Below are 22344 nucleotides of genomic sequence, written 5' to 3'. Positions count from 1 at the left end.
CGAAACGGAGCCAAGCAGAGTTTTTGGCCTGCGGCAATGGGGAACTTCGCCAGAGAGACGGAAATCAGGCTCTCATCCGTTCAAATCCGGGATCATAAGGCGAAGGGGGAATGACCGTGGCGCGCACCATTTGGCCGCAGGAATCCAGCTCGATTTCAGTTCCGACCTCGGCCAGAGCTAGATCGACAAAGGCATGCGCAAGGTTCAGGCCGGTTCGATGCCCCCAATCGCCCGAGGTGACAGTGCCAACCACCTGACCACCCTGCATCAGCGACGCGCCGGGGTGGGCGGGCCGGTCTGTTGCGTGAACCTGCAGGGCGACCAGCTTTTTGCGCGGGCCTTCGGCGTGCCGTTTCAGCAGCGCATCGCGCCCGATGAAATCTCTCTTGTCCAGCTTCACAAAGCGCGCCAGACCGGTTTCAAGGGGATCAAACTCCGTGATCAGGTCTGACTTCCAGTGCAGAAAGCTCTTCTCCATCCGCATGGACTCGACCGCGCGGGCGCCAAACAGTTTTAGCCCGTGCGCCTCGCCTGCCTGCCGAAGCGCCAGATAGGCCGCGTAAAGCGAGGCGTTGGGGACATGAATCTCATAGGCAAGTTCCCCGGAAAAGCTGACAGCCATCACCGTGGCCGGGGCAAACCCGACATAGCATTCGCGCAGGCTGAGCCATGGGAACGACCGCGCGGACCAATCACCGCGGGCGCAGGCCGACAGAACTTCGCGCGATTTCGGGCCAGCAAGGATCAGGATGGTCTGGTCATTGGTCAGACTGCGCAACTGCACGTCTTCGCCCACGCGGATATGTCGGGCCAGCCAGTCCATATCGTGGAATTCACTGGCCGCCGCTGACCCGTACCAGACCCTCTCGGACCCCCGGTCACTGGCGGGCAGGTTGGCAACGGTGGCCTCGGCCTTGATCATGCCGTGGTGGTTCAGCAGATAACCCAGACCAACCCGACCACTCCGCCGCGTGACGGTGCCACAAAACATCCGATCCAGAAAACTGTGCCGGTCCGCGCCGGTGATCTCAATCCGGTTGAAGCCGTTGACCTCGGCCAGCCCGACGCCATCGCGAACATTGGCAACCTCAGCCGCGATCAGATCAAAGGTTTCGTCAAAATCGAAACTGAGCGACGGCGTGAATTCGGACGAGGGCTTGATGTAGTCCACCCTCTCCCACCCGTTGACCACCGTGAACTCGGCGCCCTCAGCCGACAGAACAGGGGTCAGAGGCGTCGTCTTCGCCGGTCGTCCGGCAGGGCGGTGTTCATGGGGAAAGTGAAAACGGAACTCATTCTGATAATCTTCGATGGCTTTCAGCGCGGTCAGTTCCACATTCGCATGACCGGTAAACCGACGCGGATCAAGGCACCATGTGTCATAGCACGCCTCGCCATGCACGATCTGCTGCGCCAATAGCCAGCCATGCCCACCGCCTTCGCCCAAGCCCGCCCGCAGGCCGATGATACAAAACGCGTTGCGCTTTCCGGGGATCGGCCCGACCAGCGGCGCGCCGTCGATCGTATAGGTGATCGGGCCATTGACCACGGTGTGAACCCCGACCTCCATCAGGGCGGGCATGCGGGCAAAAGCGCCCTCCAACACGTCGGTCACTCGATCCAGATCGTCGGGGCACAGCGCATTGACGAAATTCGGATCGATCCCGTCCATGCCCCAGGTCTTGCAATTCTGTTCGTAAAACCCCAGCAGCAGCCCGTTCTTTTCCTGCCGACAGTAATAGTCGCTGATCGGGCAGCGCAGCAGGGGCATGCGGTGACCCGCATCGCGGATGGCCGGGATTTCCTCGGTCAGGAAATACTGATGCTCCATCGAGGCGACGGGATGATGCACCCCCATCATCGCGCCGACCTCATTCACGCGGTATCCGCAGGCATTGACTACAACATCACAGTCAATATCGCCATGTTCGGTATGCACGGTCCACGTGTCGTCGCTGTGCTGAGTCAGGGCGGTGACGGGGGTGTTACGATAAACCTCGGCCCCAGCTTTGCGGGCGCGGCGGGCTAAGACCTGACACAGCTGTGCGGGATCGATGTCACCATCCAGCGGGTCCCAAAGCCCGCCGATCAGGTTGTCGGTCGAAATCAACGGATGCCGCCGCGCGCATTCCTGCGCATCGATCACCTCAAAATGCACATCCATGCCTCGCGCCATCGAGGCAAAGTGGCGATAGCCCTGCATCTGTGCCTCGGTATTGGCCAGACGGATCCCCCCATCGCCGTGGTGGTAGTTGATCGGATAGTCGGGATCTTCGGCCAGTTCCTTATACAGCCGGATCGAGTGTGACTTCAGCCCCACCATCGTCTGGTTCATGCCGAAATTCGTCACCTGCGCCGCAGAATGCCATGTCGTGCCCGAGGTCAGCTCGTTCCGTTCCACCAGAACAACATCTGTCCACCCTTCCTGCGTCAGGTGGTACAGGGTTGAACACCCGGCGATCCCTCCACCGATCACAACGGCTTTGGTGCGTGACTTCATTGGCTCTGCTCCCTTTGGTCTGCCGCCAGTTTTGCGTAACAACAAAGCGATGCGACAACAGGGGCGTGGCCTGTGTGGAAAAATCGAAACTGCGATTGAGGATTCTGAAATTCGCACTTCGCCTTTGCCGAGCGCCCAATTTGCCGCTTAGGCTTTGCCTGACGAACACTTGGAAAGGGGCAGGATGGCAACGGAAGGCAGCAAACGCAGCGGTCGCAAAGCACGCCACGCCCAGCGTGCGGCCAAACCTGTGGTCGATCCCTGCCCACCGGGCCAAAAGGGGGGCGCATTCAAACCGCTGACAGTGCAAGAGCTGGAACACATCTTTGAAACCGCCCTGCGCCTTTTGGAAACGCTGGGCATGGGCAATGTGCCGGACCGTCTGGCCGCCGATCTGCGGGCCGCCGGCGCGCAGCCGAGGGATCAGGACAGGCTGGTCTTCCCACGTGAAATGGTACAGCGATCCATCCAGACGGCGGCCAAGACCTTTACCTTTCATGGGCGGGATGAGGCGCGCTCGATCCAGGTGGGGGGCGACCGCGTGTATTTTGGCACCGGGGGCGCGGCGGTTCAGACGCTGGATATGGATACGGGGCTGTATCGCCCGTCGACCCTGGCCGATCTGCACGACTTTACCCGTTTGCAGGACACGCTGCCGAATGTCAGTTGGTTCACGCGCTGCTGCGTGGCGACGGATGTGCCTGATGTGCGCGATCTGGACATCAACACGGCCTATGCGCTGGTGCGTAACACGACCAAACCGGTGGCGACCTCATTCACGCTGGCCGAAAACGTGGCCCCGATTGTTCAAATGCTGGACATCGTGGCCGGTGGCCCGGGTGAGTTTGCCAAGCGTCCTTTCCTGAAGGCCCATATCAGCCCGGTGATCTCTCCGCTGCGCTATGGCGAGGACGCGGTGGATGTGGTCTATGAATGCGTGGCTCACAATATTCCGATGTCCTGCATCACTGCCGCGCAGGCGGGGGCGACAGCACCGGCAACACTGGCCGGGTTTCTGGCGCAGTCTTTAGCCGAAACGCTGGCCAGTCTGGTGATGGTCAACACCATCCAGCCGGGCTTTCCCATGGTGTTTTCGAACTGGCCCTTTGTCGTGGACCTGCGCACCGGTGCCTTTGCGGGCGGCAGTGGTGAGACCGCCATTCTGAACGCGGCATCGGCCCAGATCATCAACTGGCTCGGCCTGCCATCCGGGGTGGCCGCATCGATGACAGATGCCAAAGCAATTGACGCGCAATACGGGGTGGAAAAGGCCATGACCTCTCTGGCTGCGGCACTGGCAGGGGGGAACCTGATCTATGAAAGCTCGGGCATGACGGCGTCGCTGCTGGGGGCCAGTTTCGAAGGCTTTGTGCTGGACAACGAAATGCACTCGCACACCTACCGGGCCTTGCGCGGGATTGAGGTGACCGAGGAAAATCTGGGCTTTGAGGCGATATGCCAGTCCGTTCTGGGGGATGGGCACTTTCTGGGCAGCGCTCAGACCTATGAGGCGATGGAGCGGGATTACTTTTATCCGGCAATTGCCGACAGAAATGCACCGCGCACCTGGCAGGAAGAGGGGGCAACCGACGCGTGGACCGCGGCCCGGGAACAGGCCAGGGACATTCTGGCCACCCATCACCCCAACTATCTGACACCCCAGCAAGACGCCGAGATCCGCGAACGGTTCAACATCTTGATCTGAGGACCTCGGTCATTCCCAAGCGGCATTTCTGCCGTTAGGCTCGCGTCAGGACAAGGGCAGAGGCACCATATGACCAACGCGTTTTTTCAGCCGGTTTCGGCGATGGATCTGGCCCGGTTTGCGGGCATCCCGACCTTCATGCGGTTGCCGGGCATGACGCTGGATCATGACCGCATTGCCGAGGTTGAGCTGGGCCTGATCGGTATCCCCTGGGATGGCGGCACCACCAACCGCCCCGGTGCGCGGCATGGGCCGCGCCAGCTGCGCGATTTCTCGACGATGATCCGTGCGATGAACCCGGTGACGGGTATTGCGCCGTTTTCGATGGTCAATTGCGCCGATCTGGGGGATGTCGCGCCGAACCCGGTGGATATTGAGGATACGTTGAATCGGGTGACGACCTTTTACACCGACCTGCACGCGCGCGGCATTACCCCGCTGACGGCTGGGGGCGATCATCTGACCACCCTGCCCGTCCTGCGGGCGTTGGCTAAATCCGGGCCGCTGGGTCTGATCCAGTTCGACAGCCATACGGACCTGTTCGACACCTATTTCGGCGGGCATAAATTCACCCATGGCACCCCGTTCCGGCGCGCGGTCGAAGAAGGGCTGGTGGACCCCAAACGCTTTGTCCAGGTTGGCATTCGCGGCACCGCATACAACACCGAGGATGTCGAATGGGGCGAGGCGCAGGGCATCCGCATCATCCGCATCGAAGAGCTGTTCGACAGGGGCATCCACGACGTGATGGCCGAGGTGCGCACCATTGTGGGCACCAAGCCCACCTATTGCACCTATGACATCGATTTTGTGGACCCGACCTTTGCCCCCGGCACCGGTACGCCCGAAATCGGCGGACCGAACAGTTTTCAGGCCCAGCAGGTGATCCGCCAGATGGCCGGTGTGAACCTTGTGGGTGCCGATCTGGTTGAGGTCGCGCCCCCGTTTGATCCCGAAGGCGGCACCGCATGGCTGGGAATATCGCTGATGTTCGAACTGCTCTGCGTTCTGGCGCAAGCCGTGGAGGCACGCCGCTAACGGACGTTTTCGGCAATCATCGAGATCATTTCGAACATCACCGCCGCAGCGGTCAGGGCGGTGATATTGTTGGGGCTGTCCTTGGTGGGCATCATGCAAACCACGTCTCCGCCCACGATATTCAGCCCGCGCGCGGCCCGCAAAATTCCCACCGCCTCGTCAATGTCGAACCCCTTCTCGCCCGGTTCCAGATTGGACACCGCAGGCGCGATAGTCGGGTCAAGGCAATCCAGATCGAAGGTGATATAGACCGGACGATCACCCAGCACCTCGCGCGTCTGCGCCACCACGTCCTCTAACCCGCGTTGACGGAATTCGCGCATGGTGACGATGTTATAGCCATAGTCGTAAGACGGTTGCAGCCAGTCCAGACTGCGCGGGTGGCCCCGCAGCCCGATCTGCATCGACCGCGTGGGATCAACCTGCCCCTGATCGGCCAGATACGCGCCCCAATGGGCCGCTGATTTTTTGGCCCCCAGAAAGTGATCGACTTTGGTGAACACATCCGTATGGGCATCCAGATGCAAAAAGCTGATCGGCTCGCCCCCGGCCAGTTGGCCCCGCCCCAGCGCTTGCACGATGCCGCCGGTGATCGAATGATCTCCGCCCACTGACACGGGCCGCGCGCCTGCCGCGTCGATGTCTTTGTAAAAACCCGTGATACGCTCGATACAATCCTCATTGTCATTCGCACGTGGGAAGGGCACATCGCCCACATCGGCGATCTTGGCGCTATTCCATGGGTCGATTTCGAATACCGAATGCACCCTGCGCTGTACGGCTGAGACATGGCGCAAGGCGCGCGGGCCAAGATGCTGATCCCGCTCGGTCGTGCCGTTGCCGGTGGAATGGGGCACCCCGACCAAGGCGATGTCCTGCCCCTCGGGGCCGGTATTGGGACAGCGGAACAGGGTCGGTATGCCCCACCAGTAAAGATTGTCCATCATCGACTGTTCGTACCGGTCGGCCATTTGCACCCCCTTCAATAAAAAACGCCCCCGGCTGGCGGGGGCGTCTGTGTTCAGATTTTCTCGTCTTCTCGCCGGAAGGCCCCCTGTACGATCCGGTCGATGACCATGGCGCAGAACAGGATGGCAAAGCCGCCCAGCAGGCCCGGACCCTTGGCTGCGTATTGCAGCGCCTCAAGGATTTCCTTGCCCAGACCGCCGCCGCCGATAAGCGAGATGATCACAACCATCGACAGACACATCAGGATGGTCTGGTTGACCCCCGTCATGATCGAGGGCAGCGCCAACGGGATTTCGACATCCTTCAGCAACTGCCATTTTGAGGCGCCAAAGGCCACGGCGGCCTCTTTGATGCTGTCGGGCACCCCGCGCATCCCAAGCGCGGTCAGACGAATGACCGGCGGCATCCCAAAGATGATCGTCGCCAGAATACCCGGCGGGTTGCCGGTGCCAAAGAACGCGATGATCGGGATCAGATAGACGAACGCAGGCAGCGTTTGCATCAGGTCCAGCACCGGCTCCGCCGCGCGGTAGGCGCGCTGGGATTTGCCGAACCAGATGCCCAACGGAATGCCGAACACCACGCATAACAGCACCGCAGCACCAACCAGTGCCACCGTCTCCATCGCCACATCCCAATAGCCAAGCAACGCGATATAGGCCAGGGACGAGGCGGTAAAGATCGCCACCCGTGGCCCTGCTGCGCGCCATGCGGTCACGCAGATCACCAGCATCACAACCGGCCACGGCGACCCGATCAGGGCAATCGTCAGCGCATCCAGAACCGAGCGGACCCCCGCCACGATCCCGTCAAACACATCGCCCCCCGCAAGGGCGGCGGCGTCGATCTGCGCCTCCATCCAGCTGGCGATATTGGAAAACAGCGTGCCTTGCCCTTCGCCAAGGATCAGGGCCGAGACCTCTTTTTCGGGAAAGGCGTCCAGCATCGCAAGCGAGGCGTTGACGGTGAATTTATAGATGATCAGGGGCGCAATTGCGGCCACCAGAACAGCACCCAGAACGGTGTTGCGCGTGGACCGGCCGCTTTCGGTGCTGTCGGGGTCGATACGCCATCTGGAATACTGTTTCTCGTAGATACGATCCGCGTAGAATCCCTGTATCAATTTAAACACCACAAGCATCACCAAACCGGTCAGCATGATCCCCGTGGCCTCGGATTGTGCGGCTGCCGCCCGTTCCAGGCTGGTATCGGCTGCCTTTTGGATGTTTTCGGCAAGGCGCGTGAACCGGTCGATATCCGACTGCTCGGTCGAATTGGCCGCCCGTTCCAAAAGTTCCGCGGCGCGGTCCAACTGGCCCGCGGCCCGGTCCGAAAACTCGGCGCCCGGATTGCCCCAGGCGCCGCGCCCGATCTGCACCCAGGCGATGATCTCAAGGATCAGGAACGCCCAGAACATCCCCCAGATCGCACGCGAAGCGGACCAAAGCGGCCCCAGCACCGCGGCCCAGGTGTTGAACGTATTGGGCACCGCGCTGGTCGCGTCATGGATTTTGTGGAAGGCGTTTATGTAGTAGTCACCGTTCGGCCCGGCGAACTCTTGAATCGAGCTGTCCAGCGCGTCGCGGTCGACCTCGATATCGGAGGCCGCTGTTACTTGTACTTCGGCGGTTGCATCAGTCATTTTTGCCCCCCTGAATTCCGCGCAGCAGGCGTGGTTTGGTCACGACGCCCACGTCGCTGCCCGCATCCGTTATGACAACTGGCAAATCAGTTCCCACCGCCAGATCGATCAACTGATCCAAATCCGATCCTTCATCCGCACGCGGCGCACCGTCGAGCGGCCCGGAATAGCTGCCGATCGGCTCCATGATCGAATGCGCCTTGACCAGTTTGAGCTTTGAGATGCCCTGAACAAACTCGCGCACGTAATCGTCCGCCGGGTTCATCACGATGTCTTCGGGCGTGCCGATCTGGACGATCACACCGTCCTTCATGATGGCGATCCGGTGGCCGATGCGGATGGCTTCGTCCAGATCGTGGGTAATGAACAAGGTGGTCTTTTGCAGCTGCGCCACAAGCGCCTTGAACTGATCCTGCAATTGCAGGCGGATCAAAGGGTCCAGCGCCGAGAATGGCTCATCCATCAGCAGGATTTCGGGGTCCGAGGCCAGCGCGCGGGCAATGCCAACCCGCTGCTGCATGCCGCCGGACAGCTCTTTGGGCAGGCGATCCTCGTACCCCGTCAGGTTCACAAGGCCGAGCGCGTGATCCGACACCGCCCACCGTTTGGATTTGGAAATTTTGCGGATTTCCAGAGGGTAGGCCACATTGTCCCGAACGGACCGGTGCGGCATCAGCGCCATATGCTGGAACACCATCCCGATCTGCTGGGCCCGGATACGGCGCAATTCATTCTCGGAGATTTTCGAGACGTCGTGACCCAGAATCTCGATCTTGCCCGCCGTCGGCTCGATCAGCCGGTTGACATGGCGCACCAGAGTCGATTTGCCCGACCCCGACAGGCCCATGATACAGAAAATCTCTCCTCTCGGGACTTCGAAGGTCGCGCCTTGTACGCCGACCACGCAATTGAATCTTTCAAGAACTTCGGGTTTGCCAATCCCTTCGGCCCTTACGGCTGCCATGGCTTCTTCGGCGCGCGCACCGAAAATCTTCCAGACATTTTCTAGTTTTACGACTGGTTCGTCCATATGTCCCTCATCAGGCGGAGTTTCGCCCGCAGATAAGAAAAGGGCCGCCGCGAGAGGTCGCGGCGGCCCGGCTATCTGCCATTTAGTTGGTTAGCCAGTTGATGACGGTGTCTTCGTTGGCATCCACCCACTGACGGGCAAAATCTGCGGCTTCCACATTGTCCACCGCCAGCGCCTTGCCCATCGCGCTCAGATCATCGCCACTCATCTGATAATTGCTGAACAGGGCAGCAACTTCGGGATAGGCTTCTTCCAGCTCCTTGGCATAGTGCAGGTGCAATGTCGCACCGTTCCAGGCCGAAGACGCTTCGGACTTGGACAGCCAATCCGGGTCGTCGGTCGGCTGCACAATCGTCCAGGTCGCCGGGTCATGCGGCGGCTCTTCCAGAACGGTCAGGTCCTGCGTGACAAAGATGTAATGCGGGCTGTAGCAGAACCCGATCCACGGATCGCCGGCCTTTGTGGCATTTGCCAGATTGGCATAGGCAATGGTTTCTTCATACTCGGTCAGGTCAAAGATCTGGTCATAGCCGTAGGACTTGGCCCGGATCTTTTCAACAACGGTCGACGCCCAGCCGGGTGCACCGATCCACACTTCGGGCGTGCCGTTTCCGTCGGTGTCAAAGATCGCCATCTTGTCGGGATCGCTCAGGTCATCGATCGATTTGATGTCATACTGTTCCGCGATACTGGTCGGGACACACATGCCCTGCTCGGCCTGTACCGGATTCTGGTTCATCACGACCGTACCGTTGTCTTTGACATAGGTGTCGTGCAGGTTTTGCTGGTTGGGCATCCAGACCTCGGGGTGCACATGCATCGACCCGCTGTCCATTGCCTCAAAAACAATCGGGTTGGTCCCGTTCTGCAGCTCAACATCCAGGCCGAGGTTTTCTTCGATCACCACCTCAAGGATATGCGCTGTCGCGTTGACCGACGCCCAGTTTGGCACGCCGATCACAATATCCGCCGCCAGTGCCGGTCCGGCGATCACGGCAGATGCGCCACCTAAAAGCGTTGCAATTTTCTTCATTTGATATCTCCATGTTGGTCGTATTTGGTGCTGTTTTTTGATCCCGGCGGGACCGTTACGCACCTTTTGGTATTCTGGGGAAAGTCAGAGCTTTCCTTGTTTTTTCGGCCGCAGGCAACAAGCGCCGGATGGCTCGAAAATTGAAGCATGCCGGTATGCCGCGCATCAAGTGTCTGGCGCAACAAACTGAAGCATCCGGTATTATCGTAGTTTAGTTTTGGCTTTTTGCAAATTGCGCGTGATCACTCAGCCCGACAGGACAACCGCATCTGCAACGGCTTGTACGTTGCGCAGTAGGATTCTTTGACCGGGATTGCTGGTGTCAAAGGCGACCAAAAACGGTCCCCGGCACCCCGCAATTTGTCAATTCTGCAACAAAAGCTTCACCGAACTGTCACAGGCCCCGCGTAGGTGCCCTCCTGTGCACAAACCGTGCATTGCGTCCGGGCTTTTCCCGTTTGCATCAGACTTTTCACGCTCAGCGGCCTGTCCCCTCGCACCGGCCTGTTTGCCAATTGTCGGGGCTGCTCCCGAACCGGAGGATCGAAATGACCAACTTCAAACTCAGCGCAACTGCTGCCGCCGTCGCCTTTTCCGCGACCGCCGCTTTTGCCGAAACCGAAATCACCTGGTGGCACGCGATGGGCGGTCAGCTGGGTGAAACCGTCAACAAAATCGCCGAGGATTTCAACGCCTCGCAAGACGAGTACAAGATCACTCCGGTCTATAAAGGCAGCTACGAAGAGACGCTGACCGCAGGCATCGCCGCCTTCCGCGCGGGCGAACAGCCCAACGTCATGCAGGTGTTCGACGCCGGTGCCGCCACCGTGATCGGCGCCAAGGGCGCGACCGTTCCGGTTCAGGACCTGCTGGCCAACAATGGTGTCGAATTCGACATCAACGACTATATCGCCGGCGTTCGCTATTTCTATGCCGACAGCGACGGCAAGATGATCGGCATGCCCTTCAACTCGTCGACGCCGATCCTGTACTATAACGTCGACGCGCTGGAAGCCGCTGGTGTCACCCCGCCGAAAACATGGGAAGAGTTCCAGTCGACCACCGCCCCGGCGCTGAAAGACGCAGGCTACATTGCGCTCAGCCAGTCGCACCTGCCCTGGATCTTCACCGAAAACTTCATGTCGCGCCACGACCTGCCGTTCGCCACCAACAACAACGGCTATGACGGCATCGACACCCAGATTCTGGTCAACAACGATGCCATCAAGGCGCATTTCACCGCCGTGACCGAGTGGAAAGACAACGGCATGTTCGAATGGTATGGCACCGGCTGGGGTGACAACCAGAAGCCGTTCGAAGAAGGCAAAGTGGCCATGTGGCTGGGCTCGTCCGGCTCCTTTGGCGGTCTGCTGCAAAAAGACCTGCCGTTCGAGTTCAGCGCGACCGAGCTGCCCTATTGGGAAGCCGTCACCGCCGAGCCCACCCAGACCTTCATCGGTGGCGCAGCCCTGTTCGCAATGTCCGGCAAATCGGACGAGGAAAACAAGGCAACGGCCGAGTTCTTCCGCTTTCTGACCGCGCCCGAGACCCAGTATTTCTGGCATCAGGAAACCGGCTATGTTCCGATCACCGAGGCCGCTTATGAGGCCGCCAAGGCCGATGGTCACTATGACCGCTTCCCGGCTGCCGAAGTTGGCGTCAACCAGCTGCAGGCCAAAGCGGGCGACAACACCAAAGGCTACCGCATGGGCTTTTACGTCCAGATCCGCGACATCATGAACCGCGAATATGGCCGTATCCTGACCGGTGAAACCGATGTCGAGACCGCCTTTGAAACAATCGAAAAAGAAGCCAACGAGCTGCTGGCCCGCTTTGGCAAAACCCAGGGCTAACCCCCGGGATCAATCCCAGGATGGTCGTGCCCCCGGGCGCGGCCATCACTCTTTTTTCGGACTGGACCACTCATGAAACGCGCGGGCTTTGACACGATCTGGCTGCCTGTGGCGCTGTTGCTGCCGCAGTTGATGATCATCGCCATCTTCTTTTACTGGCCTGCGGGCTGGGCCTTGCAATCGTCGTTCTTTCTGCAGGACCCGTTCGGGTTCGGGTCGACCTATGTGGGCGCAGAAAACTATACCTCGCTGCTGGGCAATGATCAGTACAAGCGCATCGCGTGGTTCACGATTGTCTTTTCCGTTCTGGTCACCTTTTTCTCGCTGGCCATCGCGCTGCTGCTGGCGGTCAAGGCCGACAAGGTGATCCGGGGGGCCAAGACCTATCGCACCCTGCTGATGTGGGTCTATGCCATTGCCCCGCCGGTCGCAGGCTTTCTGGGCATCCTGTTTTTCGACCAGAGCACCGGCCCCATGACCAAGTTTTTTCAGATGTTCGGCTGGGATTTCAAACTGGGCGTGGACTATAACGCGACGGCGACCGCGATGATTATCGTGTCGGTCTGGAAACAGATTCCGGTCAATTTCATCTTTTTCCTCTCGGGCCTGCAATCCATCCCGCGCTCCGTGCGTGAGGCGGCGATGATCGACAACCGCTCGGCCACCGGGCGGTTCTGGCAGGTGACCTTCCCGCTGCTGGCCCCCACCGCGTTTTTCCTGCTGATCATCAACATCACCTACGCGCTGTTCGACACTTTCGGCGTAATCGATGCGCTGATGAAGGGCGAGCCGGGCAACAACCCGATGACGCTGGTCTACAAGGTCTATCTGGACGGGTTCCGGGGCAATGACCTTGGCGGCTCATCCGCGCAATCGGTGATCCTGATGGTGCTGGTGCTGATCCTGACCGTGTTTCAGTTCCGCCTGGTGGAACGCCGGATTCACTATACCTGAGGGCTTTGGACATGGCTGAGACGACACTCGACACCCCCACCGTGGCCCGCCGCCCCCGTCGCATCAAATGGGAGGCGATTGGCGACCACACCGTCCTGATCCTGGGCGCGCTGCTGATGATGTTGCCGCCCTTGCTGGCGCTGATCACGGCCAGCCATGACGCGGTGACCATTCACCGCGAAGGGCTGCAACTGACGCTGGGCGACGATCTGGGCAAGAACTTCCACGCCGCGATGTTCGAAAAGGGCGGGTTCACCCAAACAGTGGATGGCACGCTGATGCTGATGAACTCGTTCATTCTGGGCATCGGTTTTGCGGTGGGCAAGATCATCATCTCGATGATGGCGGCTTATGCCATTGTCTATTTCCGCCTGCGCTTTGCGACGCTGGCCTTCTGGGTGATCTTCACCACGCTTCTCTTGCCGCTTGAGGTGCGCATCCTGCCATCCTACGAGGCGATCCAGAAACTGGGCCTGACGAACACCTATACCGGCCTGATCGTCCCGCTGATCGCATCGGCCACCGGCACATTCTTTTTCCGGCAGTTCTTTATGTCGGTCCCCGAGGAACTGGCCGAGGCCGCCCGCATCGATGGCGCGGGCCCGTGGAAGTTCTTTGTCGACATCCTTGTGCCGCTCAGCAAGACGATGATTGCGGCGATCTTCATCATCATGTTTGTCTTTGGCTGGAACCAGTATCTGTGGCCCACGCTGATCACCACCGATGAGAGCTTTTTCACCCTGGTCCGCGGCATCAAGCAGATCGTTCTGACCTTCACCGACAGTCAGATCCCCGATTACGGTCAGGCCCTGATGCTGGCCATCGTGGCAATGATCCCCCCGGTGGCGGTCGTGGTCTTTTTCCAGAACTGGTTCGTCAAGGGCCTTACAGAATCCGACAAATAAGGAATACGCGCATGGCTCAGGTCACATTAGAGGGCATCCGCAAGGTTTATCCCAACGGCTTTCACGCGGTTGAGACCACCAGTTTCACCATTCAGGATGGCGAGTTCGTCGTGCTCGTCGGCCCCTCGGGCTGTGGCAAGTCCACCCTGCTGCGGATGATCGCAGGGCTGGAAGAGATCACCGAAGGGGTGCTGAAAATCGGCGACCGGGTGGTCAATGACGTGGACCCGGCGGACCGGGACATCGCGATGGTGTTCCAGAACTATGCTTTGTACCCGCATATGACTGTCCGCAAGAATATCGGCTACGGGCTCAAGAACCGCGGCACCCCGGCCAGCGAGATTGCAGCCAAGGTCGAAGACGCCGCCCGGATGCTGAACCTGACCGAGTATCTGGACCGCAAACCGGCGCAGCTGTCGGGTGGTCAGCGTCAGCGCGTAGCCATGGGCCGCGCAGTGGTGCGCGATCCGGCCCTGTTCCTGTTTGATGAGCCGCTGTCCAACCTTGACGCCAAGCTGCGCAACCAGATGCGGATTGAGATCAAGGCCCTGCAACGCCGCCTTGGCACCACCGCCGTCTACGTGACCCATGATCAGGTCGAAGCGATGACGATGGCCGACCGCATCATTGTTCTGAACGCGGGCCGGATTGAGCAGATCGGCACCCCGTCCGAGATTTACCACAACCCGGCCTCGACCTTTGTCGCCTCGTTCATGGGGGCCCCGCCGATGAATCTGATCGAGGCTGAGGTGGACGATGCGCAGGTTCGGCTTAACGGCTACGATGGGCTGATGCCCGCACCGGGGTCCTATGCCGGGCCCGTGACCATGGGCATCCGCCCCGAAGATGTCGCGCTGGACGCGCAGGGCAATATCCCCTTCCGCGTGGACATTCTGGAAGAATTGGGGGCCCACCGCCTGCTGCACGGGGCCATCGCCGATCAGCCCTTTACGGTGATGGTCGGCAAGGATGAACACGTCCAGACCGGCGAAACCCGTGTGACCCTCAGGCCCGAAGCCCTGCGGCTGTTCGATGCGGAAACGGGACGAACCCTGTGATCACTGATGTTTTGAACGCCTTGCCCGCCGTCACGCCGGATCAGCGGCAAGCGATCGTCTCCGCCCCCCGCACGGCTGAGGCGCATCGTGAGCTTCTCGCCATGCTTCCCGCCATGAATGCCGTGCAACTGGGGGGCGCAGCCTCGGCCACCCAACTGCCTGACCAGTTCACCGTAGCTGCCTGGAATGTGGAACGTTGCCTGTTTCCCGAAGACACCGCCGCCCATCTGAGCCAGATCGCCCCGGATGTGGTTCTACTGTCCGAGGTTGATCACGGTATGGCCCGCACCGCGCAACGCCACACAACCCGGGATATGGCGCACGCATTGGGTATGACCTATGCCTTTGGCGTCGAATTCCACGAACTTGATCTGGGCGGCGCGACCGAGCGCACATTCTGCACCGATGATTTCAACGCTCTGGGCTGGCACGGCAATGCCATCCTGTCGTCGGCCCCGTTCGAGCGGACCGCCCTGATCCGTCTGGACGACCACGGTCACTGGTTCGTACCCGAGGCCGGCGCGACCGATCCCGGCCAGCCCCGCGTAGGCGGACGGATGGCGATTGCTGCTGTTGTGCCCACTGTGTCCGGCCCCGTCTGTGTGGTGTCCACGCATCTGGAAAGCAACGCAGACGCCGCCCACAGACACGCCCAATTCGGGCTGTTGCTGCAAGAGGTTAACCGCTTCGCCCCCGGAATGCCGGTTCTGATCGGTGGTGACCTCAACACCGGAAACCACATTCCGCCCGATTTTGACTGGCGACGGGAAACCCTGTTCAAACTGGCAGAAGATCAGGGCTATTCCTGGGAGTTCACGGCCCCCGGCGATACCACACGGCCCAGTCTGATCACCCCCCACCCCGAGCGGAAGATGAAACTGGATTGGCTGGCGGGGCGTGCGCTCAAACCGCTCGGATCGGGTATTTTGACGTCCATCCCGGCCTCTGGAACGCCACTGTCGGATCACGATTGTGTCTGGGCCACAGTTTCCGTCAAAGGCGACTCAGCGCCGCTTTGAATGGCAGGCAAATGGAAAGGCGGCCCATTGCGGGCCGTCATCCTGTGGCAAACCCGAACCTACCGTGACTGTTTGCGCGCACAAACCCTAACAGATGCGTGATATTTGCCGTGTTTTCCCACGCAGCCTTTGCCATTCGGCTATTCTCGTTCCAATGCTGTAACAGCTGAAGCTTTCAGGAGAAACGATGCGCGTCAGCGTCGGCATTGCTGTTTCTGTTCTTGTGGCCCTGTTCATCGGTGTGTCCACGGTCATTGTGCATACCCTGTGGTGGACAACGGCGCGTGACAACAGCCGCATGCTGGCGGCTGAGATCAACAGCCAGATCGTCAATACGGTGCGCATCGAAGTTGGCGCAACCCTAAGGTCCGCCGAGGCCGCATGGTCGGCTGTGCGCACGATCTTTGTTCAAAACGTGATCGCAACGCGCCAAGCTGATAAGCGCGAGTTTGTGTTTCTGTCGCAATTGCAGGCGCAGCCTAATATCTCGTGGATTTTCTTTGGCTGGCCCGATGGGAATTTCTTTGCCTCGCATCGTCTGGGGGATGCCGGGCTTGAGATGATCGAGATCGACAAGGACATCCGCGCGCGCCAGTTGCGCACCGACCGTTACATCTTCATCCCCGGCGATATCCAGTTCGAAGAACGCAGCTTTGAAGACACCGCTTATGATCCCCGTGAACATGCGTGGTTCGGAAATTTCATCGGCCTGAACTCGCCCGGCTGGATCGAGGCGTTTGGCCTGCCCGGCAGCAACAAGACCGTCTACGCCTATGCCGGCCCGATTGACGTCAACCGCGGGCGGCAGGGCGTTCTGGCTGTTGCAATTGAAACGGACCGACTGTCGCGTTTTCTGGCCAGCCTTCACCCGGGTGAGTTCGGTGCGGCCTATATCCTTGACGCCGACGGCAAGGTGATCGCGGTCCCTGATGCCCTGGCGGATGAAACCACCCCCGCCCGCATGGGTGAGGGCGAGCTGTACGAGGCCGCCATGATCTCGGGCGAACGTCTGTTGGGGGATGCCGGGCGCAACCCTTCGGGCGGCGCGACCACACGCGTTGTGATTGATGGCGTGCCCTATGCGGTCGCGCTGAGCCCGCTTGGGTTCTACGGCTGGCGGGTGGCGACCGTCATTCCGGAATCGGCCTTTTTGTCCGGCATCGACAAGACGCTGATCAACTTGCTCTACATCCTGATTGCCGTCGTGCTGGCAGCAACGGGGATGGCGATCTGGTTGGTGCGCAGGGTTGTTGCCAACCCGCTGGCGCGCATTGCCGAAGACCTCAGCAAGATCGAACGATTTGATGTTGAGCGGATTTCGCGCAGACCCTCAAAGCTTTCGGAACTGGCCAACCTCTCGGCCGCCACGGCCAGCATGGCGGCGGGGCTGTCGGCGTTCCGCAAATACGTCCCCACCGATCTGGTGCGCATGCTGGTCGCCGAGGGCATCAAGACACAGCCCGGCGGCGACATGAAGCAAATCTCGGTCCTGTTTTGCGATGTCACGGGCTTTACCGGAATTTCGGAAAAACTGGGCCCCAGAATTGTCCAACTGATGGAGCCGTTCTTTACCACAGCCTCAGCCGCCATCGAGCGCCACGACGGCACCATCGACAAGTTCATGGGTGACGCGGTGATGGCCTTTTGGGGCGCCCCGCGTCAGGATGAAGACCACGCAGTCAACGCCTGCCGGGCGGCGCTGGACCTTGTCAAATCCGTGGCCGAGGCCGGGGTCACCGATGGGTCGGGCGGGCCGCTGCAACTGCGGATCGGGGTAAACAGCGGTGAGGCTCTGGTCGGCAATATCGGTTCGGAACAGCGATTGAACTATACCGCGATTGGCGATGCGGTGAATGTCGCCAGCCGTCTGGAAGGCGCAAACAAGGTCTTTGGCACCCGCATCCTGATCGGCCCCGAAACCCGCCGAGATGCCGGGGATGCCATCATCGTGCGTGAACTGGATACGGTGAGCGTTGTAGGCCGCCAGGAACCGCTGGTCGTTTATGACCTGATTGCGATGGCCGATGAATTCGACGGCTCGACAGATTGGATTGCCTTTTACGAGCAGGGTTTGAAGCTCTACCGCAACAGGCAATTTGAGCAGGCGCTCAAATCCTTCGAGGCCGCCGATCACGCCTGCGGCGGCGATCCGGCCTCAGCCGCGATGCGGGGCCGCATTCAAGAGCTGATGCAAAACCCGCTGCCAAAGGATTGGCACCCGGTTACAAACACGGACAAAACCTGACACACCCCTTGCTACGGGGCACGTCTGTCAGAAATGCAATGCCGTTAAAAAGCCGGGGCCTAGCCCTGATCCAGCCGGTTCCGGTTATGGGACAGGCTCAGGATATCGCGGCGGCTGTAGTGGCCTGCCGGATCCAGTTTCAGCCGGGCCGAGGTCACGGCGTCCACATCGATATCGGCATATAACGTAACCTCTTCCCCCACCGCCGGACCGGCAAGCAAAGCGCCGCCGGGGGCCGCAATCATACTGCCGCCATCGTTGATCAAATCCCGCCCCTCGGTCACATATTTCCGCAGCGGGAAACTGTCGGGAATATCGGCGCTGCGCAGCAGGCCTGAGACGGATACCACGTAAACCCGCCCCTCCATCGCGATGAACTGGGTGATGTGATCGGTGACATCCAGATCGCCGGGCCATGTCGCGATATGCAACTGCTCGCCCTGCTGATACAGCGCCTGCCGCGCCAATGGCTGCCAGTTTTCATAGCAATTGAGACCGCCGATCCGGACCCCTTTCCAATCCTGCACCGTCAGCCCGTGACCATCGCCATCTGCCCACAGCAGACGCTCGTGAAAGGTGGGTTTCAGCTTGCGATGCGCGTTCACCACGCCCTTGTCCGGCAGGATGGTGACCAGCGTTGCGTAGACCGACCCGCCCGAGCCCGAGCGTTCGACAATGCCGGTCATCACGGCCACACCCAAGGCGGTCGCCTCGGCGCAGATGGCGGCGATTTCAGGGCCGTCGGTGGTGATGGCCGACTTCAGATAAGCCAGATGGCCGACCTTCAGCAGTTCATCATTGTGGGCTACAGCCGGCGCGCGCAGCCAGACGGGATAGCCTGACAGGAACACTTCGGGGAAAACGACCAGTTCTGCACCCTCAGAAGCAGCGGCCCGCAACAAGCCGATCAGCTTGTCGGTGGTGGCTTGCGGGTCAAGGAAAACCGGGGCGGCCTGAACCGCAGCTATCTTCATATTCTATGCTCCTGTCTGGGTCACGCCCACGTCGGACACGTGGCGCTTTGTGCAACTCGGCTTAGCCCGGGTTGGCTGGCGCCTTGGCCATGTCATCACTGAGCGTACTCCAGGGCTGCGACGAATCGCACCAGATTTGAATCGTGGGCTTAACCCAACTGCTGTCCTCAAGGGTCCCCGCCTTGACCGCCGCCAGATTGTCGAACGCAGGCAGTTCCGTTGCCAGAGGTGAGCCGCACTTGTTGCAGAAATTCCGCGTCACCGGCTGACCCGAATCCCCATTGACGACATACTGAGTGAGACTGTCCCCGGTAAAGGTGATCGATGAGGTCGGCACCAGAACATTGGTGGAATAGCCGCAGCCGCTTTGTTTCTGGCAATCGGGGCAGTGGCAGACAACCATCATCGCCGGTTCTTCGGCGCTTGAGCTATAGGTGACCTGACCGCACAGGCAGCTTCCTTCGATCTTTGGCATTGGGTTCTCCTTGCTGGTTGGTGTTTTTCTTTCAGGCGGGTTTCTTGTGTCCTTGCATCAAATGGGCCGCGGATTGGTTGAACAGCGTTGCGTTCTGCTCGGCCGTGGCCGTGCCCGAGAATTGCGCGTCCTTGTGCAGATTGATCGCATCGATTACCGCCGGGCGCGTTTTGATCCGCTGACGCCACGCCGCGACGTTCGGGAAGGCGTCCAGCGACACGCCCAAAGGCTTGGCGATAAAGGCCCACGGGAAACACATCATGTCCACGATCGAATAGCGGCCCATCATATAGTCCCGCCCGTCGAGCCATGTTTCCATCACCGCCAGCGCGCGTTCGAACTCACCCTTGTAGCGTTTGTGAGAATAGGTCTGGCCCTCGGGGCTGTAATTGACGAAATGGCTCAGTTGCCCGCCCATCGGGCCCTGATTGGCGGCCTGCCAGAACAGCCATTCGTTAAAGGCGATACGTTCAGCCGGCGTTTGCGGCCCGAACTGGCCGGTACGTTCGGCCAGATACAACAGGATCGCGCCGCTCTCGAACACGGTTTGCAGACCGTGTGGCGCGTCGTGATCGACAATGGCAGGCATTTTCGCGTTGGGGCTGATCGCCCGGAACGCCGGCGTCAACTGGTCACCCGCACGCAGGTTCATCAGGACCGTGCGATGCTCCAGCCCGGTCTCGCCCAGCATGATCGCCACTTTCCAGCCGTTCGGCGTGGGAGAGTAATAGAAGTCGATCATGAGGCATCCGCCAGCTTGGCGGCCCCTGCCTCGGCCCGTACCTCATCCGTATGCTCACCCAGTTCCGGGGCCGGGCGCAGGTCGGTTGCGGGCGTGCCATGAAACACCGCCGCCGGGCGGGTCTGGCGCAAGCGGCCAGCCGTGGGGTGGTCATATTCCACAATCGTCCCGTTGGCCTGCAATTGCGGATGCTGGCGCATTTCGCGCCGGGTCAAAACCGGGGCGCAGGGCACACCAGCTTCTTCCAGCGCGGCCAGCAGAGCGTCCCGGTCCACGTCGCGCACAATGGTCTGAGTCAGCTCCAACCGCTCGTGTCGGTTAACGTCGCGCAGTTCGGTCGTCTTGAACCGTTCATCGTCCAGAATGTCGGGGCGACCGGTGGCATGCGCCAGTGCCTCCCAATGTTTGTTCTGCATGATCGAGATGCTGAGATAGCCGCCTTTCACCTGATAAATCAGATCGTGGAAAGACTGGCTTTCCTCTTTATCCATCTCGTCACCCACAAACGTGTGCCCGTTCATGTCCGAGGCCCACAGGAACGCCGCCACTGTGTCCAGCATCGACAGGGTCACCTTTTGCCCCTTGCCCGTGCGTTCACGCGCAAACAGCGCGGCGGTCACGGCCTGACTGGCCTGCACGGCTGTCAGCTTGTCGGGCAGAATGGTCCGCACCAGACGCGGGCGCTCCTCATCCGATCCGGCCTGAACCGTGGTCAGCGCCGACAGCGCCTGAATCAGCGGGTCATAGACCGGCTTGTCCGCCAGCGGCCCATCAAAGCCAAAACCCGAGATCGACATGTAGACCAGACGCGGATTAAGCGCGCTCAGCACCTCATAGCTCAGCCCCAGACGGTCAACGACGCCGGGGCGGAAATTCTGGATGAACACGTCTGCATCCGCCACCAACCGCTTGATCATCGCAATATCGTCGGGGTTTTTCAGATCGGCCACCACCGAGCGTTTATTGCGGTTGTTGTTCAGATAGGACGCCGCATGCCCGCCGCGCCTTGTCGCGACATGGCGGGTGAAATCCCCGTCCGCGCGTTCGATCTTGATGACATCCGCGCCCTGATCGGCCAGGATCATCGTGCTCATCGGGCCAGAGACGACGGCGCTCAGGTCAATAACCCGGACACCTGAAAGCGGTCCGTTTCGAACAAGGTCGTCGTTCTGTGTCATCGCCAAACTCCTGTGGTCCTTGCCTTGACGCTAAACGCCGCGCGTGTCCGAGCGTAGTGCAAAAATCTCAGGTGCAGTTGAAAAAAATTCAACTCGTGTGCCGCATCAACCAATCGTGAAACCGCTTTAGATCGGACCGCATCGCGTCGTTGGTCCGCACAACAAAATAGGCCATATTGTCGACGTCAGGGACATCGAACGGCGCCACAAGCACACCCATGTCCAGCAAGGGATCGACCAAAGGCCGCCGCCCCAGCGCAATCCCCAGACCGTCCTGCGCGCCTTGTATGGTCAGCTCATAGGTCTCAAGGCTATAGCGCTGCTCGACGCCGGGCACATCCATCCCGCGCGCAGAGCACCACCGGTCCCATTCGCCATCAACGGTCGTGTTCACAAGGATGCGCTGAGATTTCAGGACCTCAGACAGCGGCATATCCTGTACCTCAGCCGCCAGGCTGCGCGACATCACCGGCACGATGGTTTCATGCAGCAGCGGCAGAGCAACGGCCTCGGGCCAGTCCCCGGTGCCCCGCCGAATAGCCAAATCAACGTTTTCGCGCTCCAGATCGACGACGCGTGTCGTTGTGACCAGATTGACCTCAAGATCAGGGTGGCTCCGCTCCAGACCGGCCAGCCGTGGCAACAGCCAGCCAGCCGCAAAGGACGGGGTCAACGTCAACGAGACGCGCTTGCGGCCGGGCATTGAGCGGATCGCCTCGGTCGCGCGCAGGATTTCCGCCATCGGGCCCTTGATCCGGTCGAAGAACTGGCTGCCATCGGGGGTCAGGTACAGCCGCCCCTTGCGGTTTTCGATCAGGCGCACGCCCAGTTCGGATTCCAGCGATTTCACCTGATGACTGATCGACGAAGGCGACACGTTCAGCCGCGCCGCCGCCTGCACTGCACTGCCCGTCAGCGCCACTTCATAAAAGGATTTCAAACCGCCGAACGGCGGAAAGTAGTCTTGCGGACCAAAGGTTTTTTTCAACGACATTTCACCGTTTTATCCTGGAAAAAATCGTAA

18 protein-coding genes are annotated in these 22344 nt (G+C 60.3%); 8 read left to right on the top strand and 10 right to left on the bottom strand.

Annotated features, from left to right (window positions below; all coding sequences use genetic code 11):
• Positions 1-64: 64 nt before the first annotated feature.
• Positions 65-2500, bottom strand: coding sequence for a GcvT family protein (locus ACRZ94_RS14885; protein WP_480797686.1), 2436 nt, complete (start codon positions 2498-2500; stop codon positions 65-67).
• A 184-nt stretch (positions 2501-2684) separates the two neighbouring features.
• Between ACRZ94_RS14885 and ACRZ94_RS14880 the strand changes: the two genes are divergently transcribed.
• A complete protein-coding gene (locus tag ACRZ94_RS14880) occupies positions 2685-4205 on the top strand; it encodes a trimethylamine methyltransferase family protein (RefSeq protein ID WP_480797685.1) in 1521 nt (506 codons plus the stop codon).
• Positions 4206-4274: 69 nt separating this feature from the next.
• Positions 4275-5243, top strand: a complete 969-nt coding sequence (locus tag ACRZ94_RS14875; RefSeq protein WP_480797684.1) for an agmatinase — start codon at positions 4275-4277, stop codon at positions 5241-5243.
• Here ACRZ94_RS14875 and ACRZ94_RS14870 read toward each other — a convergent pair.
• From ACRZ94_RS14870 to ACRZ94_RS14855, 4 genes are all read right to left on the bottom strand, one after another.
• Entirely contained in the window at positions 5240-6214 is a 975-nt protein-coding gene (locus tag ACRZ94_RS14870; protein ID WP_480797683.1) for an arginase family protein, read from the bottom strand. The genes ACRZ94_RS14875 and ACRZ94_RS14870 overlap by 4 nt on opposite strands.
• A 50-nt stretch (positions 6215-6264) precedes the next feature.
• Positions 6265-7854, bottom strand: a complete 1590-nt coding sequence (locus tag ACRZ94_RS14865; protein WP_480654664.1) for an ABC transporter permease — start codon at positions 7852-7854, stop codon at positions 6265-6267.
• On the bottom strand, positions 7847-8884 hold the full coding sequence (locus ACRZ94_RS14860; protein WP_480654662.1) for a quaternary amine ABC transporter ATP-binding protein: 1038 nt from the start codon (positions 8882-8884) through the stop codon (positions 7847-7849). The genes ACRZ94_RS14865 and ACRZ94_RS14860 overlap by 8 nt, the downstream gene beginning before the upstream one ends.
• 82 nt (positions 8885-8966) lie before the next feature.
• Positions 8967-9917: an ABC transporter substrate-binding protein gene (locus ACRZ94_RS14855; protein ID WP_480797682.1), complete on the bottom strand. Its 951-nt coding sequence runs from the start codon at positions 9915-9917 to the stop codon at positions 8967-8969.
• Positions 9918-10465: 548 nt separating this feature from the next.
• Between ACRZ94_RS14855 and ACRZ94_RS14850 the strand changes: the two genes are divergently transcribed.
• The 6 genes from ACRZ94_RS14850 to ACRZ94_RS14825 all read left to right on the top strand — a co-directional run bounded on the left by ACRZ94_RS14850 (position 10466) and on the right by ACRZ94_RS14825 (position 17951).
• The gene (locus ACRZ94_RS14850) at positions 10466-11770 is read left to right on the top strand and encodes an extracellular solute-binding protein (RefSeq protein ID WP_480797681.1); all 1305 of its coding nucleotides are present in this window, start codon (positions 10466-10468) and stop codon (positions 11768-11770) included.
• 72 nt (positions 11771-11842) lie between these two features.
• Positions 11843-12724: an ABC transporter permease subunit gene (locus ACRZ94_RS14845; RefSeq protein ID WP_480654656.1), complete on the top strand. Its 882-nt coding sequence runs from the start codon at positions 11843-11845 to the stop codon at positions 12722-12724.
• Positions 12725-12735: 11 nt separating this feature from the next.
• The gene (locus ACRZ94_RS14840; RefSeq protein WP_480654654.1) at positions 12736-13629 is read left to right on the top strand and encodes an ABC transporter permease subunit; all 894 of its coding nucleotides are present in this window, start codon (positions 12736-12738) and stop codon (positions 13627-13629) included.
• Positions 13630-13640: 11 nt separating this feature from the next.
• The gene (locus ACRZ94_RS14835; RefSeq protein WP_480797680.1) at positions 13641-14687 is read left to right on the top strand and encodes an ABC transporter ATP-binding protein; all 1047 of its coding nucleotides are present in this window, start codon (positions 13641-13643) and stop codon (positions 14685-14687) included.
• Complete coding sequence (locus tag ACRZ94_RS14830) at positions 14687-15706, top strand: endonuclease/exonuclease/phosphatase family protein (RefSeq protein ID WP_480797697.1); 1020 nt, start codon at positions 14687-14689, stop codon at positions 15704-15706. The genes ACRZ94_RS14835 and ACRZ94_RS14830 overlap by 1 nt, the downstream gene beginning before the upstream one ends.
• A 187-nt stretch (positions 15707-15893) precedes the next feature.
• A complete protein-coding gene (locus ACRZ94_RS14825; protein ID WP_480797679.1) occupies positions 15894-17951 on the top strand; it encodes an adenylate/guanylate cyclase domain-containing protein in 2058 nt (685 codons plus the stop codon).
• Between the two features lie 59 nt (positions 17952-18010).
• Here ACRZ94_RS14825 and ACRZ94_RS14820 read toward each other — a convergent pair whose 3' ends face one another.
• The 5 genes from ACRZ94_RS14820 to ACRZ94_RS14800 all read right to left on the bottom strand — a co-directional run bounded on the left by ACRZ94_RS14820 (position 18011) and on the right by ACRZ94_RS14800 (position 22314).
• On the bottom strand, positions 18011-18925 hold the full coding sequence (locus ACRZ94_RS14820; protein WP_480797678.1) for a carbon-nitrogen hydrolase family protein: 915 nt from the start codon (positions 18923-18925) through the stop codon (positions 18011-18013).
• Positions 18926-18986: 61 nt separating this feature from the next.
• Complete coding sequence (locus ACRZ94_RS14815; RefSeq protein WP_480654647.1) at positions 18987-19400, bottom strand: GFA family protein; 414 nt, start codon at positions 19398-19400, stop codon at positions 18987-18989.
• 31 nt (positions 19401-19431) lie between these two features.
• Positions 19432-20142 (bottom strand): glutathione S-transferase family protein, encoded by a 711-nt coding sequence (locus ACRZ94_RS14810; protein WP_480654645.1) that lies wholly within the window; start codon positions 20140-20142, stop codon positions 19432-19434.
• The gene (locus tag ACRZ94_RS14805; protein ID WP_480797677.1) at positions 20139-21320 is read right to left on the bottom strand and encodes a CaiB/BaiF CoA transferase family protein; all 1182 of its coding nucleotides are present in this window, start codon (positions 21318-21320) and stop codon (positions 20139-20141) included. Before ACRZ94_RS14805 ends, ACRZ94_RS14810 begins: the two co-directional genes overlap by 4 nt.
• A gap of 88 nt (positions 21321-21408) precedes the next feature.
• Entirely contained in the window at positions 21409-22314 is a 906-nt protein-coding gene (locus tag ACRZ94_RS14800; protein ID WP_480797676.1) for a LysR substrate-binding domain-containing protein, read from the bottom strand.
• Positions 22315-22344 lie beyond the last annotated feature (30 nt).

The organism is Ruegeria sp. CH10 (assembly GCF_056537125.1).
This window is presented reverse-complemented; position numbering and strand designations above follow the sequence as displayed.